We start from the raw sequence: 14,827 nt of genomic DNA on the forward strand, positions 1-14,827 counted from the left end.
ATGATGGACGACGAAAAGTGGACTGCCTTTCTGAGGGAGATCGAAAGGCGTATCAACCACGAAAGCTTCAGCACGTGGTTCAAGCCGGTGACATTGCATGCCTGCCAGGGGGACACCATTTACCTCCGCGTTCCCAACCGAAGCTATGAGGACTGGATTACAGAGACCTACCATGAGTATGTCGAAGAAGCCCTGAAAGCCGTTGGATGCGGTGGGGCGCGCTTGGTGTTTGTCTATACGGAGTCACCTGAACCCAAGTCTGCCAACGGGTTGCTTGACGATGAGTCTCCCAAGTCAGGCAAAGATGCCTTTTCCTTTGGTGTCTTTGACAGCGAACTCTCCGAGGGGTTGGCGGGCGCACGCATTGTTGACCTTGAACCCCTCGAACTCCCGCTCAACCCAAAATACACCTTTGACACCTTTGTTGTCGGCTCGTGCAATCAGTTTGCGCGCGCCGCTGCCATGGCGGTAGCTGACACGCCGACCCGCACCTACAACCCCCTGTTCATCTATGGCGGCGTGGGGCTTGGCAAGACTCACCTGATGCACGCCATCGGTCATGCCATCCGCAACCGGGACCGCCACATGCGGTTGGTGTACATCTCCTCGGAAAAGTTCATGAACGAACTCATCAATGCCATCCGGTACGACAAAGCCCAGGCGTTCCGCGAGAAGTACCGGAGCATTGACGTGCTGCTGATTGACGATATTCAGTTCATTGCCGGCAAAGAACGCACCCAGGAAGAGTTCTTCCACACCTTCAACGCCCTCTACGATGCCCAGAAGCAGATTGTTATTTCCAGCGACTGCCCACCACGTGAAATCCCTACGCTGGAGGAGCGCCTTCACTCCCGTTTCGAGTGGGGACTTATTGCTGACCTTCAGCCGCCTGACTTGGAGACCAAGGTCGCCATTCTGAAACGCAAGGCTGATCTGGAAAAAATTGACCTGAGTGACAACGTGGCCCTGTTCATCGCCGGAAAAATCAAGTCGAACATCCGTGAGCTGGAAGGGTCACTCATCCGGCTGGTGGCATACGCCTCACTCAAGCAGCGCCCGATTGACATTGAGCTGTGCAAAGAGGTCCTCAACATTGAGGAAGAAGAACGCCCTATCACCATTGAAATGATCCAGCGGGTCGTCAGCGACCACTACGGGCTGCGGGTGGCTGACCTCAAATCAAAGAACAACTCACGCAATATCGCGGTGCCACGGCAAGTCGCCATGTACTTGTGCAAGCAGCTCACCAACCACAGCCTGCCTGAAATCGGACGCCACTTCGGCAACAAGCACCATACAACCGTGCTCCACAGTTGCGAGAAGATTTCCCGCCTCTACCAGACCCAAAACGATTTCCACAGGCTCATCAACAACCTAATTAGTTCATTGAAATAGACTTAGGGGAGTTTTCCACAGATCTGTGGAAAACTGCCTGTGGATGACCTGTGGAACCTGTGGAAAACTCTGCCCACCTCCCGAAGTTTTCCACAGGTTCCACAGGAAAGGGCTTTTTTTCCACAGCTTTTTCCACAGCCGAATTCAAATCCAAGTGTTCTAAAATCAATAACTTGTAATTTTTTTCCACATTTCCACAGGCCCTACTAGGACTACTAGATCATGATCCATGTGGATATTTCATGAAGCGTAGTAAAAGATGCCCGCCCGGAATCAGCGGTACATAGCCGCATGGGCCGCCTGCTCAGGGCAAATCTCGACCTTCAAACCGGGAAAGACCGTTGCCCAAATCGGCAGCACCTGCTGGGCGCACCACACTTCCAGGCTGATGTCCGTGTTGTCCACGGAAATGGGCACAATCTGCAGGCTCTGGTCCTGCATCTCCACAATGACTTCCTTGACTTTGCCGCCGTGGCGACGGTCAAGGGCATCGGCGAGGCGCAGGATGGGAATCAGCCTGGTGACGGTTTCCTGATGGACCGGCAGAAGGCGGGTGAAGTCTTCGTGCTTGCGTTTTGGAAGTGAGCCACGGTGGTAGCGCGCCAGATTGGCAATGATGGCTATCTCGTGTGTATGGAAGCCGGGAAGCTCGGCGTGACGAATGAGGTACATCGCATGTTTGTGATGGCTTGTGTGTGCGATGTGGTAGCCAATATCGTGCAGCAGCGCCGCGTAGCGAAGCCATTCCCGTTCACGCATGCCCAATCCGTGGAGGGGCAGGGTCTGGTCGAAAATCTGCTCAGCAAGCTTGGCGGTGTGGTGGGCGTGGCCGGCTTCGTAGGCATACCGGCGGGCAACGGAGAGAATACTGTGCTCCCGGATGTCCCCGGCTGACAGAGGCGTATGGGAAAGCGACCAGCCCTGTTCACGCAGGTAGTTGATGACAACTCCTTCCCGCAGCGACCACTCGCAGGTAGTCAGATGTTGAATACCCAGTTCCCGGAAAATGGTCTCCAGCAGGATGCCGCCGGCAACGATGATGTCAGCCCGGCGACTGTCCACACCGGGAAGTTTGCGTCGCGCTTTGTGCGGCATCCGTTGCAGACGGCGGTTGAGGGCTTGCAGCTCTGCATAGGTCAGTTCTGATGCAAAGGATGTAAATGCGACCTTCTTGGGCGCTGGGGCCTTTGTTTCCAGGGAGTGTGTATCGGGCTTGGCAGCGGCAAGGGCGAGGATGGTTCCAGAGGTTCCGACGACCCGCTGAAAACCTCCGGCCTCCTGGATTTCACGTACCGTCCGGGCAAGGCCGCTCTGAATGTAGGTGGTGAGGGCTTCAATTTCAGCGCGCGAAGGTGGGTCCTGCCGGCTCAGAAACTGCTCCTGAAGACGAACTGCGCCCAGCTTGACCGAGGCCAGATAGGTTGGCGTCTGGCCGTCCGTCAGAATGAACTCGGTGCTTCCGCCCCCGACGTCAATGATGAGTCCGCGTTCACCCTGGAAATCGGTAACTTCAGCGACCGCCAGAGCAATGAGACGGGCTTCCTCGACGCCGGGGAGAATCTCAACTTTCAGCCCGATCTCCTGCTCAACACGCTGAAGGAACACGTCCCGGTTCCAGGCTTCCCGGATGGCGCTCGTCGCCACCACTAACACGGCTGTCACGTCGTGCGCATGCGCCAGGTCGGTGAAACGACGGAGCGTGGCGACGGCAGCTTTGATTTTTTCATCCGTCAGGTGGTGAGTCTCGGTAAGACCGGCGGCCAGGCGTACGGTGTCTTTCTCCCGTTCAATGATACGCAGTCTTTCTCCCGGACGGGCTTCAGCAATGATGAGATGGATCGAGTTTGAGCCAACGTCTATCGCCGCAACGCGGTGAAGTGCTGAACCCGGCCTGGGTGAGATGCTTTGACGGGTAGCCGCAGGCAATGTGAGTTCCAAGGAGGTGGGATGATTCCAACCAGAGGCCGGCAGAGATGAAGCCAACTACGACATACAACGTTGGCGAGGCTAGCAAAAGATTGACCGCACCTCAAGTAACTGACACGCCATGAAGACAGTGCGAAAGTGGGGGCAACGTCAATGAACTTCGGTTTGGCACTCCCGCCGCAGCCATCCTGCTGGGAAGGACGGCGGGGTGGGAGACGCCAGCCCACCACTTTCGCCTTACGGAGGATATTACCTGAATGTCGTCCCCAAGACACACCTTTGAGCGACGATTGGCTTGCTGTTGTTTTGCGCCTCTTATGGCGCTGGCCTTTGTTCATCCCACTGCCATTGCCCAGTCCAAGTCACCAGCAAAGCCGGCTGTCAGTCAGCCCGCTGTCACGCCACAGGAAAAGACGCCCAAAAGCACACCGGCGCTGACAAATGAGCAACTTCAGGCCGACCCCGAAGCCGCCCTCAAGGTACTGCTCGAAGGCAATCGCCGCTTTGCCGCCGGCGAAACCATCCATCCCCGCCAGGACATTGCGCGGATTCGTGAAACGGCCAAAGGGCAAAAACCCTTTGCCATCATCATCGGCTGCTCTGATTCCCGGGTGCCCAACGAAATCGTCTTTGACCAGGGACTGGGCGACCTGTTCATCGTTCGGACCGCCGGCCAGGTTTCAACCTACGCTTCGTGGGGAAGTATCGAGTTTGCTGAGGAAGTGCTTGGTGCCAAGCTCATCTTCGTGCTGGGGCACACGAAATGCGGCGCAGTGCAGGCGGCTGTCCGGGTGCCGGAGGTGCCAGGGCACATTGTCACCCTCATCAACGACATCAAGCCTGCTGCCCAGCAGGTCAAGGGCCAGCCCGGCGATGAAGTCGAAAACGCCGTCCGGGAAAACGTCCGCATGCAGGTCGAAAAGCTCAAAAACCTTGAGCCGGTCCTGGCCAAGCGGTTTCGTGAGGGCAAGATCAAGATCGTCGGCGGCGTCTATGACATTGACACCGGTCTCATCACGCTCGTCGAGTAGTGCATCCACCAGGCTGGCATAGCGCTGCTGTGCCAGCCGACCACCAGCCACACACCCACGCACGAGAGGAAAACCATGAACGCTACCCAAGCGATGTTCTTGAGCTTGTTGTCGCCAATGGTGCTCGCTTTCATCCTTGGCGTCATTGCCACCCGCGTCAAAAGCGACCTGAAATTTCCCGAAGACCTCTACACAGCGCTGACGATTTACCTTCTCGTCGCCATCGGTCTCAAGGGCGGCTACAAGCTTTCCATCAGTCATCTGAGCGACTTCTGGCGACCGGGCCTGGCAACGATTGCGCTGGGAGTCATTATTCCGATAGTGAGTTATTACATCCTGCGGCAGCTAGGAAAGTTCAACGTCTGGAACGCGGCGGCCATCGCAGCCCACTATGGCTCGGTGTCCGCTGTGACCTTTGGCGAGGCCATTGCCTTCCACGACACGCTCAAGGAAGAAGCCTTGCGGGCCGCCATCGAGGCCGGTGCTGTTGCTGCCGGGACAGCGGCCGATGCCCCGGCAGCTTTGGCGGTCTATCAGGCGCAGGGACTCAACTACGAAGGGTTCATGCCTTCGCTGTTAGCCATCATGGAAGTTCCGGCCATTCTGGTGGCCATCATCATCGCCCGCCTGCAGAGTCGTGAGGATTCGCTGGACGCCGGGGAAGGCGGGACGATGGGCGAGGTTCTGCGGGAATTGCTGGCCGGGAAAAGCACCCTGCTGCTCATTGGGTTTCTCATTGTTGGTTATGTTTCAGGGAAGCGCGGCTGGGAGCAGGTAGCCCCGTGGTTTGACACGCCATTCCGGGGCGTCCTGACCCTGTTCCTGCTTGAAGCCGGTCTCGTGACCGGGCGGCGTCTGGAAGACCTGAAGAAAGTCGGTCCGTTTCTCGTTGCCTTTGGCATTCTGATGCCCATTGCCAGCGCTGTGGCAGGCATCTTTGCCGGTCGGCTTGCGGGAATGACCATGGCGGGAGCGACGGTCTTGGGCGTTCTGGCCGCCAGCGCTTCATATATTGCTGCACCGGCGGCGTGTCGCGTCGCACTGCCGAAAGCCAGCCCGACCTACTACCTCACGGCCTCCCTGGCCATCACCTTTCCGTTCAACATTATTGTCGGGCTGCCGCTGTACCACTTCATTGCCACCAGGGTCTATGGGCTGTAGGTCTGAAAAGGAGGACACCGATGAAAACATTCGAGATGAAGCTCGTGGTGATTATTACCGAAGACGAGCTGGAGCCACGTCTGACGAAGGAAATCCTGGCTCTGGGGGCGCGTGGCTATACGGCCAGCCGGGTGCATGGCGAGGGTTGGCACGGCGCGCGAAAGAGCGAGTGGGAAGGGGAGAACGTCCGCATCGAGACCATCGTGCCGGAGCCTGTTGCCAACAGCATTCTGGCACACATCGCCGATCGCTACCTGCCACACTATGCCACCGTGGTTTACATGCAGACGGTGAGCATCCTGCGCGTTGAAAAGTTCACATAGCGTGACACTCTGGTCGTGACCCGCCAGCGTCTGGAGAGGTTGCCTTCACAGCCTGGTGCCAGGAATTTCTGTGCAGCTTTTGACTTGCTTTCCAACTGAAACTAGAATGTTGACAAGCCAAAAACGAGGCGGCTTTTCACATTCCTGACCGTTTATTCAGTTCACAGAAAGCAGTCGCATGGCATCCAATGATCTCCGGAGCAGTTCCTCCGGATCGCATCTCGCTCATGCTCCATCAAACCGTGGCCGGGTAGCGATCTTCATTGATGGCAATAACCTGTTTCACGCCGCGCGGTCGGCTGGCGTCGAAATAGACTACGCCAAGCTCCTGGCCTACCTCCGGGGGGAGGACCCGCTGCTGCGGGCCTTCTTTTATACCGGAGTGGACCAGCAGGCGGAGCGCCAGCAGGGGTTTCTGCTCTGGATGCGCCGCAACGGCTACCGTGTCGTACAGAAAGAACTCAAAACCTTCCCGGACGGAACCAAAAAGGCCAACCTCGATGTCGAAATTGCCGTGGATATGCTGTCACTGGCCGACAAGTACGACACGGCTATCCTCGTCAGCGGGGATGAAGACTTTACTTATGCCCTCAATGTGATTGCCTACAAGGGGGTACGGGTTGAGGTGGCTGGCTTCCGTGCCAACACTTCGCCGCGCCTGATTGACGTTGCCGACCGCTTTCACGAACTGGATGCCATCGTGACCGACATCAGCAAGTCTCCAAGCAAGCGGGACTCGCAACAGACAGAAGCTCTGCGTCCAAGTGGAGAGTGGTCAATTTCACCGGATCGCCCGGCTGAGAAACCCGAATTGAGTGGAGCCACGGCCTCTCCGGCAGAAACCGGCAGCGTTGAAGTACCTGATGAACAACCCAGTCAGCCACCGGTTTCAGGGGGCACGGGAGAACTTGTTGGAAAACCCACCCAGCCGACGGAAACGGCATCATCGGGAACAGCACCCCTGGAAACAGTGCCGGCGGTTGTCGAACCACCGCCTGTCACCGTGGACAATATCGTTGTGGGGGCGCTCCAGTCTGGCGAACATCCCGTCGTGATGGCTGGTGAATGGGAGGCATCAGAACTACCAGCCGAAGCGATGCCCGGTTCTACCTTGGAGCTGTCGGCCCTTGTGCCTTCGCCGGAACTGCCCGAAACCGGTAGGCCGGAACCTGGCACCGAAGGCGATACGGTTGGCAGCGACACACCAGGAGCTGAGCAAAGCCCGAAGGTCGGGCAACGCTGAGCACCTGACCTCCGGGGCGACAAAATCAACACGCTGGCGTCGAAGTTACGGACTACAGCAGGTTTCCCGTCAGCACAAATGGCCCAAGGTGTGGACCGGGCTGATTGAGACAGGTTTCAAGCGCCAGCCGGAGCATTGGACGGAGGTCCTCCGGCGGCAGCACGGCATCGCAGAAACCACGCGCTGCCGCAAACCGGGCATCGAGCTGCGCTTCGTAGGTGGCCCGAACGGCATCCATTTCCGCCTGCAAGTCGGCGTCCGGCGATTTTCCTTCCGCCTTGAGCCGTTCCAGTTGGGCTGAAAACAGCGCCATGACGGCCGATTCACCTTCCATGACGCCCATGCGTCCGGTGGGCAGCGAGAAGATGAAGTTCGGGTCGAAACCCTGTCCGGCCATGGCGTAGTAGCCAGCACCCGACGCATGGTTGACCGTCAGCACCAGCTTGGGCACGGTGGCCGTCGCCATGGCTTCAACGAAGTGAGCGCCGGCGCGGATGATGCCGGACTGCTCGGCTTCGACGCCGACCATAAAGCCCGACACATCCTGCACGAAAAGCAGGGGCAGGCGGTGCCGGTTGCAGGTTTCGATGAAGTAGGCCACCTTCTCGGCGCTTTCCCGATAGACAATGCCGCCGAAGCGCGGTGGCCGGTCGCCGGTGGACTTGATGAGGCCCCGCCGGTTGGCAATCAACCCAACCGGGATGCCTTCGACCCGAGCGTGGGCGCAAATCATTTCACGGGCGTAATCGGCCTGAAACTCATCGAAGGAATCAGCATCCAGCAGGGTGTCAAGCAGGGCTTCAACATCGTAGGGAAGCCGGTGATCGGCCGGCAGGATTTGATATGCCTCCCGTGGGTCGCGCCGGGGAGGCCGCGCCGGTGCAACCGAAACGGCACGGGGCGGCGGTGGCGGCAGCTCCGCCACCAACCGCCGGAGCCGCGCCAGACAGGCCGCATCATCCGGCTCACGGTAATGTGCCACACCGGAAACCGTGGTGTGCATCCGCGCACCGCCTAAAGCTTCCGGGTCCGAGGTCTGCCCCGTCGCTCCGCGCACGAGGTTGACCCCGCCAAGGCCCATGAAACTCGTGCCTTCAACCATGACGATGACATCCGACAGTGCCGGCAGATAGGCGCCGCCGGCAATGCACTGCCCCATCACGGCAGCCAGTTGTGGTATGCGCAGATGCCGGCGCATCAGCGAGTTGTAGTAAAACAGCCGGGCCGCGCCATACTGTCCGGGAAAGACGCCTCCCTGATAGGGCAGGTTGACGCCGGCCGAATCCACCAGGTAGACAATCGGCACACGGCAGCGCATGGCCACTTCCTGGGCCCGCAGCATCTTCGTAATGGTTTCGGGAAACCAGGCGCCGGCCTTTACCGTGGGGTCATTGGCTACAACCACAATCTCGCGTCCGTGGCAGCGTCCGATACCCGTCACCACGCCGGCTGCCGGCGCTTGTCCGTCATACCGGTCGTAGGCCACGAGCAGGCCTATTTCGAGGAAGGGGGAACCGGGATCGAGCAACCCGGCAATGCGTTCGCGGGCCGTCAGCTTCCCTTGGGCGTGGAGGCGCTCGATTTTGGCTTCACCGCCGCCCAGTCGGAGCCGGGCTTCAAGTTCCCGCAGTTCGGCCGTCAGGCGTTCCAGATTCTGCGACATCGTGGTTTTCAGCGACATTCGCCCGCAATTTCGTGGTAGCGGTCGTGGAGTTTGTTGAGCGCCGCTTTGATTTCCTCATCGCTGGCCTGCCGGGCCACAAGTTGGGCGACCTCAGCCGCCTCCCGTTCGAGCTTTGCCAGCAGTGGACGGAGTGCTGCTGCATCATAGCCCTTGGGCGGCCGGGAACGCGCCCACAGCCGGGCCTTGCGGGCCATTTCAGCCGCCCGTTTGCGTACCGGGCCAAAGTCGCCATCTTCCATCGGGTGAAACGTTCCGGCCAGGACGGAGTGAAACTCCTCCTGCGCTTTCCACGGGGCTTTGGGCTTGGGAGCGACGCCGGTCGTGGGTTCCTGCACGACGGCAGGCTCGACGACGGTATGCCCGACAGACGCTTGTCCGCCGATACCAAACGCCAGAACCAATCCAGTGAAACCGGTTGCAAAGGACTTGGTACGAATCATTCCTGATGAGACTCCATATCACCCGCCCCGGCTGGTTGCCTGGCGGGAAAGATAGTTGAAAAACTGCTCGCGCCACGGGGCTTCCTGAAAGCATCCCCGCAGGACGGTGCTTTCCACAGACCCGTCCGCGCGAACGCCGCGCATTTCCATGCACATCTGACGCGCAATCAGGCAGACGGCCACGCCTTGGGGATGACACACCCGCTCGATAGCAGTAGCGACATCCATGGCCAGGCGTTCCTGAAGCTGCGGCCGGCGTGCCGCGTGCTCAAGCAGTTTGGCCGGCGCGCCAATGCCCATCGCCAGCGCGGCGGGGACGTAAGCCACGTAAGCTGCGCCGAAAAACGGCGTCAGATGGTGGGCGCACATCGAATGGAACGACATCCCGCCAACGGCAATGAACTGACCGGACAGCTCTGCGGCCGGAAAGGTTGAAACCACCGGCGGTGGCTGGTCTGCAATGAAGGGTGCAAAAAACTCCGCCCAGAACTCCGCAACGTTTTCCGCCGTGCGCTCCAGATGAGTATCACGGTCTGCGGTCAGCCGCAGCGCCTCCAGCATGCGTTGCAGGGCGCGCGCTGCCGTCAGCAGTTCCATCCCCTCATTGCTCTCTGGCTTGGTTTGCTCGTCGTGCTTCGGCATGCTATTCCCACAATCGTGACAAGGCTCACGCTATCACAAGTTTGTCCCGTGATGCTCCCAACGATATTGAAACAACCATGACGAATCACGTGCGGATTGCTGATTTTGCCGCCAACCTTGGGCAGACCGTCACCATCAAGGGTTGGCTTTACAACGCCCGTTCGAGCGGAAAACTGCTGTTTCTCGAAATCCGGGACGGTTCCGGGATCGTGCAGGGAATAGTTTCCAAAAACGCTGTTTCCGAAGAAGTCTGGAACCGGGCGGCGGCGCTGACCCAGGAATCTTCCATCATCGTCACCGGGATGCCCCGCGAACACCCCAAACGACCCGGTGTGTACGAACTTGACGTACACGACCTCACCATCGTTCAACTGACGCAGGACTACCCCATCACGCCCAAGGAACACGGCATCGAGTTTCTGATGGACCACCGCCACCTGTGGCTGCGCTCCAAACGGCAGCACGCCATCCTGCGCGTCCGGCACGAAGTTGTCCGCGCGGTCCGCGACTTTCTCGACAACGATGGCTTCATTCTGGCCGACACCCCCATCCTGACGCCGGCGGCCTGTGAAGGCACCACGACCCTGTTCGAGCTGGATTACTTCGACGACGGCAAAGCCTACCTGACGCAGTCGGGGCAGCTTTACAACGAAGCCACTGCTGCCGCCTTCGGCAAGGTCTATTGCTTCGGCCCGACGTTTCGGGCCGAAAAGTCCAAGACCCGCCGCCATCTGACAGAGTTCTGGATGGTCGAACCGGAAGTTGCCTACGCAACGCTGGAAGACATGATGGTGCTGGCTGAGCGTTTCCTGAGCTTCATCGTGGCGCGCGTCCTGGAGCGCCGCCGGGAAGAACTCAAGCTGCTCGAACGCGATACAAGCAAGCTGGAAGCCATTGCCGCGCCGTTTCCACGCCTGCCCTACGATGAAGCTGTGCGGATGCTTCACGAGGCGCATCTGGCCGGCAAGCTCGAACACGATTTTGTCTGGGGAGGCGACTTCGGTGCGCCGGATGAGACCTACCTGGCACAGCAGTTTGACCGGCCGGTGATCGTCCACCGCTATCCGGCGCAGGTCAAAGCATTCTACATGGAAGAAGACCCGGAACGCCCGGAACTGGCCCTGTGCATGGACGTGCTCGCCCCGGAGGGCTATGGGGAAATCATCGGCGGCGGCCAGCGCATGCAATCCTACGACCGGCTCGCACAGCGGATCGCCGAGCACAACCTGCCCCGCGAAGCTTTTGAGTGGTATCTTGACCTGCGCCGGTACGGCACGGTGCCCCACGCTGGCTTTGGCATGGGCATTGAGCGGTGTGTTGCCTGGTTATGCGGTCTGGAGCACGTCCGCGAAACGATACCTTTCCCGCGCATGCTGTACCGGCTGCGGCCCTGAAACCCGAAAAAATACAGAAAGGTGCAGCGAGACCACAATGCGGCTGAAAACTACGTCACTCTGGTTGGCGCTCTTGCTGGCAGGTTGGTTGACGGGCAGTGCGGCTGCCCAGTCGCCAACCAGCCCAAAGCCGGCTTCTGGGCTGACGCCAACGGATACCGTCCAGATGTTTTACCGCCTGCTGCGGGAGCAGCGGTTGACTGAGGCTTTCCAACTGCACGTCTGCGGCCCGGCCGTTGAAAAAATGACGCCCCAGCAGTTGGACGAACTGAAGCCGGAATTTCTCAAGCTGATCGGAAAGATTCCTGAAAAGCTCACGACGAGCGGCGAAACCATCACCGGAGATGACGCCACGGTGTTTGTCGTCGTGCCGGCTGAGGCTGCACCCGGCAACCAGTCGCCACAAACTGAAACGGCCTCGGTTGGACTCATTCGCAGCAACGGACGCTGGCTCATCGGCGACCGTGAAACCCAGGCCCTGGCCCTGGCCCACGGCGAAAGCTTCTTCAAGTTGAGCGAAGAAGGTGTCTTCATCCGAATGTTTCAGAACGAAGACGCCATGGCGCGGCTGGTGACGCAGTTGGTGGAAATCGAGCAGGTGTTTGCCCGCAACAACCGGGGGCAGTACGGCACGCTCCCGGAACTTGTTGCGTACCGGAACCAGTTCCGGGAAGACATCGCCCGCCTGCTGGCATCGCTCGAAAACGGCGAAATCTTCGGGCACACGATTGAAATCGAGCTGACGCCCGACCGCCGGGACTTTGCTGTCTATGCCGTTCCCAAGCGGCACAACTACGATGGCCGCTACTCATTTTATGCCGACCGCAGCGGCGTTCGTTACCGCAACTACGGCGGCGCACGCATCGAGAAGGACACGCCCGGCAACAAGACCCTCAACTGAGACTCAACGGAGAAGCACCGGCTGCCGAACCCAAAGCAATGACCAATCACGACTCCCGCCACATCGAAACTCTGGCTGTTCACGCCGGGCGGACGCCGGACCCGGCAACCGGGGCCGTCATGCCGCCGATTCATCTGGCCACCAACTACGAGCGCGATGCCACCGGAGCCTGCCCCCGTGGGTTTGAGTACACCCGTGAAGGCAACCCCAACCGGCAGGCGCTGGAAACCAGTCTGGCGCGGCTGGAGGGCGGTGCGGCTGCCGCCTGCTTTGCTTCGGGGAACGCGGCGGCCGCGGCCATCTTTCAGGCACTGACGCCAGCGCAGCACGTCGTCATCGCACAGGATACCTACTACGGTACGGCCGTTTTGCTCAAAGACATCTTTGCTGCCTGGGCGCTGGAAGCCACCTTCGTGGATGCGACCGACCCGGAAGCCATTGCCGCCGCCATGCGCCCGCAGACGGCGCTGGTCTGGGTTGAGACGCCCTCCAATCCGCTGCTGTCCATCGTGGACATTGCCCGCGCAGCGGCTATTGCCCACGCGCATGGCGCGCGTCTGGTGGTTGAAAACACCCTGGGAACGCCCGTCCTTCAGCAGCCGTTCGAGTTTGGCGCGGATTTGGTCGTTCACTCGACGACGAAGTTCCTGGGTGGACACAGTGATGTGCTCGGCGGGGTGGTGGTGACGAACGTTGTGGACGAGTTCTTTCAGCGGCTCCGGCGCATCCAGGTCATTGGCGGCGCGGTGCCATCACCCTTTGACTGTTGGCTGTTGCAGCGGAGTCTGAAAACCCTTCCCTGCCGGGTTCGGGCGCAGTCCGAAACGGCGCTCAAGGTGGCGCGCTTTCTGGCGACGCACAAGCGCGTTGAACGGGTGCTGTATCCGGGATTGCCGGAGCATCCCGGCTACCTGACGGCCAAACGGCAGATGAGTGGCTTTGGGGGTGTGCTGTCGTTCACGCTCAAGGAAGGTGCCGCTGCCGCCAAGGCGTTGCCGTCACGTACGCGCATTTTCACCCACGCCACGAGCATCGGCGGGGTGGAGAGTCTCATTGAGCATCGCGCTTCGGCGGAAGGGCCCGACACCCGCGCGCCGCAAAACCTGGTCCGTCTGTCCATCGGGCTGGAGCATCCCGACGATCTCATCGCCGACCTGGCCCAGGCACTGGGCGAAGTGCCGCAGCCCGAACCAAAGCCGGTCTTTCCGGGTGGGCGACTGCTCCGCACGCCTGGAATGCCACAGAGCGGTTGATATGGCTTACCGGCTGGTGCCGGCCGTGCGCGCCGTCACGCGCTCCATCACTTCTGCGTCCTCACAGAGCGAGGGAGACATCTCCGACCCCAGGGCCAGTGGCAGTGCGCCGCCGCTGTCGGCGGCTACCATCGAGATGATCTCTTCCTGAAGCGGCCGCAGGCTGTGGGGAGAGCCGCGCTCCAGAATGGCAAAGAACAGAAGCCCCCGCTTCTGGGTGTACAGAATGCCGGCCAGCGCACTTGTGGAAGACAGGGTCCCGGTTTTGCCGATGACGGTGCCTATCAGGTCCGGGCTGGTGAAGCGACGTTGCAGCGTGCCGTTGTCAATCCCGGCTATCGGGAGCAGTTCGCCCAGGGAGATGTTCCGTTTTTCGAGCCAGTTGACGGCATAGCGCATGAGTTTGACCGTCGCGCGTGGCGTAATGGCGTTCTGCCCAAGGCCGGAGGTCGTTTGCAGATAAACTTCCTGGGGAGGCAGCTTGACCTTTTCGATGAGGTACTGCCGCACGCCGGCCGCACCGCCGACGCGCGCGCCGACAACGTGGGTCATTTCATTGTGACTGTAAGCGTTGATGGACTTGAGAATCTTCAGAAGCGGTGACGAGCGATACTCCAGCAAGGGGTAACGGGGCGTCGTGTGGTCATCAGCAAGAGCGTTGCCGGGCGAAATGGTGATGCCGTGATAGACCGGCATCTGGCTGAAGGCCCTGACGCCGCGCACCGCGTTCCAGACGGCTTCGGTTTTGGGCGTCCAGCGGCTCCGGTCAAGGGTGGTGAGAATTTCGCTCCCAATAACCGCCGGCTGTGAGCGCAGATTGAGCAGCATGCCGGACCCGATCCGAAGGTTGCCCTGGACGTTGCGAATGCCCATCTCGTAGAGCTTCTCGCCGATGAGAAACAGGCTTTCCGTCACAAAGGATGGGTCCTGTTCACCGCTGAACACCAGATCGCCCATGAGCGTCCCGGTGGACCAGTCTATCGCGCCGGTGTAGCTGATGCGGGTCGGATAGCGGTAGTTGACCCCCAAGGCTTCAAGCGCCGCCATTGAGGTCATGACCTTCGTGACCGACGCCGGGTTGTACATCAACCCTTCGTTCAGGCTCAGAACCGGTGTACCGTCCAACGCCTCGAAGTAGATGCCGTGCGGTTGTACCGAACGGGAATAGCTCAGCAGGCGGGCCGTAACCAAGTCAGGCAGGGTGAGTGGAACTGGTGGTGGTTGGACTTCATCAAGGGGAGCGGCTGGCCCGCTGGGGTGGTTATTACCCGAATCCACCCGCACAGCTACCGACCGGCGCAGGTCATCGTTCGTGACAACGCGCGGGCGCTGTTGCGCCATGAGGGGGAGAGTCAACAAACAGCAGGCGCTCCACAGAGCGAGCGACATCCGAACCGGGTGCTTCATGGTCGAAAGCTTCCTCTTGATGTGGTG

Annotated in this window: 12 protein-coding genes and 1 pseudogene; 8 read left to right on the top strand and 5 right to left on the bottom strand. The window is 60.0% G+C overall.

Annotated elements, in window-relative coordinates:
- Entirely contained in the window at positions 1-1,395 is a 1,395-nt protein-coding gene (gene dnaA / locus J8C01_RS00005) for a chromosomal replication initiator protein DnaA (protein ID WP_014098519.1), read from the top strand.
- Between the two features lie 273 nt (positions 1,396-1,668).
- On the opposite strand, the gene J8C01_RS00010 is transcribed toward dnaA, so the two are convergent.
- Positions 1,669-3,333, bottom strand: coding sequence for a Ppx/GppA phosphatase family protein (locus J8C01_RS00010; protein ID WP_211431963.1), 1,665 nt, complete (start codon positions 3,331-3,333; stop codon positions 1,669-1,671).
- A gap of 245 nt (positions 3,334-3,578) precedes the next feature.
- Between J8C01_RS00010 and J8C01_RS00015 the strand changes: the two genes are divergently transcribed.
- The 4 genes and pseudogenes from J8C01_RS00015 to J8C01_RS15265 all read left to right on the top strand — a co-directional run.
- A complete protein-coding gene (locus tag J8C01_RS00015; protein WP_249355453.1) occupies positions 3,579-4,352 on the top strand; it encodes a carbonic anhydrase in 774 nt (257 codons plus the stop codon).
- Positions 4,353-4,427: 75 nt separating this feature from the next.
- Positions 4,428-5,513, top strand: coding sequence for a sodium-dependent bicarbonate transport family permease (locus J8C01_RS00020; protein WP_211431964.1), 1,086 nt, complete (start codon positions 4,428-4,430; stop codon positions 5,511-5,513).
- A gap of 20 nt (positions 5,514-5,533) precedes the next feature.
- Positions 5,534-5,836 (top strand): P-II family nitrogen regulator, encoded by a 303-nt coding sequence (locus J8C01_RS00025; RefSeq protein ID WP_014098523.1) that lies wholly within the window; start codon positions 5,534-5,536, stop codon positions 5,834-5,836.
- Between the two features lie 178 nt (positions 5,837-6,014).
- Positions 6,015-6,560 (top strand): annotated as a pseudogene (locus J8C01_RS15265) (NYN domain-containing protein); the annotation flags it as partial.
- Positions 6,561-7,131: 571 nt separating this feature from the next.
- Here J8C01_RS15265 and J8C01_RS00035 read toward each other — a convergent pair.
- The 3 genes from J8C01_RS00035 to folE are packed head-to-tail and all read right to left on the bottom strand — an operon-like array spanning position 7,132 to position 9,845.
- A complete protein-coding gene (locus J8C01_RS00035; RefSeq protein ID WP_249355454.1) occupies positions 7,132-8,742 on the bottom strand; it encodes an acyl-CoA carboxylase subunit beta in 1,611 nt (536 codons plus the stop codon).
- 8 nt (positions 8,743-8,750) lie between these two features.
- Complete coding sequence (locus tag J8C01_RS00040) at positions 8,751-9,203, bottom strand: hypothetical protein (protein WP_014098526.1); 453 nt, start codon at positions 9,201-9,203, stop codon at positions 8,751-8,753.
- Between the two features lie 18 nt (positions 9,204-9,221).
- Positions 9,222-9,845, bottom strand: a complete 624-nt coding sequence (folE, locus tag J8C01_RS00045) for a GTP cyclohydrolase I (RefSeq protein ID WP_014098527.1) — start codon at positions 9,843-9,845, stop codon at positions 9,222-9,224.
- A 77-nt stretch (positions 9,846-9,922) separates the two neighbouring features.
- Between folE and asnS the strand changes: the two genes are divergently transcribed.
- Genes asnS through J8C01_RS00060 form a run of 3 tightly spaced genes read left to right on the top strand, consistent with a single transcriptional unit; the run spans position 9,923 to position 13,393 of the window.
- Positions 9,923-11,239 (top strand): asparagine--tRNA ligase, encoded by a 1,317-nt coding sequence (gene asnS / locus J8C01_RS00050; protein WP_211431967.1) that lies wholly within the window; start codon positions 9,923-9,925, stop codon positions 11,237-11,239.
- Between the two features lie 37 nt (positions 11,240-11,276).
- Positions 11,277-12,140, top strand: coding sequence for a hypothetical protein (locus J8C01_RS00055; RefSeq protein WP_211431968.1), 864 nt, complete (start codon positions 11,277-11,279; stop codon positions 12,138-12,140).
- A 38-nt stretch (positions 12,141-12,178) separates the two neighbouring features.
- Positions 12,179-13,393 carry a trans-sulfuration enzyme family protein gene (locus J8C01_RS00060; RefSeq protein ID WP_211431969.1) on the top strand — a complete coding sequence of 405 codons (1,215 nt, stop codon included), beginning with the start codon at positions 12,179-12,181 and terminating at the stop codon, positions 13,391-13,393.
- Between the two features lie 6 nt (positions 13,394-13,399).
- Here the strand turns inward: J8C01_RS00060 and J8C01_RS00065 are convergent, their stop codons facing one another.
- The gene (locus J8C01_RS00065; protein WP_211431970.1) at positions 13,400-14,800 is read right to left on the bottom strand and encodes a D-alanyl-D-alanine carboxypeptidase; all 1,401 of its coding nucleotides are present in this window, start codon (positions 14,798-14,800) and stop codon (positions 13,400-13,402) included.
- Between the last annotated feature and the right edge of the window lie 27 nt (positions 14,801-14,827).

Source organism: Chloracidobacterium sp. D, assembly GCF_018304685.1.
Classification (GTDB): domain Bacteria; phylum Acidobacteriota; class Blastocatellia; order Chloracidobacteriales; family Chloracidobacteriaceae; genus Chloracidobacterium; species Chloracidobacterium thermophilum.

What these genes read in the sequence shown, in the direction of transcription:
- J8C01_RS00060 (WP_211431969.1), top strand. Translation starts at nt 12,179, where the DNA reads ATGACCAATCACGACTCCCGCCACATCGAAACTCTGGCTGTTCACGCC.
- asnS (WP_211431967.1), top strand. Translation starts at nt 9,923, where the DNA reads ATGACGAATCACGTGCGGATTGCTGATTTTGCCGCCAACCTTGGGCAG.
- J8C01_RS00035 (WP_249355454.1), bottom strand. Translation starts at nt 8,742, where the DNA reads ATGTCGCAGAATCTGGAACGCCTGACGGCCGAACTGCGGGAACTTGAA.
- dnaA (WP_014098519.1), top strand. Translation starts at nt 1, where the DNA reads ATGATGGACGACGAAAAGTGGACTGCCTTTCTGAGGGAGATCGAAAGG.
- J8C01_RS00055 (WP_211431968.1), top strand. Translation starts at nt 11,277, where the DNA reads ATGCGGCTGAAAACTACGTCACTCTGGTTGGCGCTCTTGCTGGCAGGT.
- J8C01_RS00025 (WP_014098523.1), top strand. Translation starts at nt 5,534, where the DNA reads ATGAAAACATTCGAGATGAAGCTCGTGGTGATTATTACCGAAGACGAG.
- folE (WP_014098527.1), bottom strand. Translation starts at nt 9,845, where the DNA reads ATGCCGAAGCACGACGAGCAAACCAAGCCAGAGAGCAATGAGGGGATG.
- J8C01_RS00015 (WP_249355453.1), top strand. Translation starts at nt 3,579, where the DNA reads ATGTCGTCCCCAAGACACACCTTTGAGCGACGATTGGCTTGCTGTTGT.
- J8C01_RS00040 (WP_014098526.1), bottom strand. Translation starts at nt 9,203, where the DNA reads ATGATTCGTACCAAGTCCTTTGCAACCGGTTTCACTGGATTGGTTCTG.
- J8C01_RS00020 (WP_211431964.1), top strand. Translation starts at nt 4,428, where the DNA reads ATGAACGCTACCCAAGCGATGTTCTTGAGCTTGTTGTCGCCAATGGTG.
- J8C01_RS00065 (WP_211431970.1), bottom strand. Translation starts at nt 14,800, where the DNA reads ATGAAGCACCCGGTTCGGATGTCGCTCGCTCTGTGGAGCGCCTGCTGT.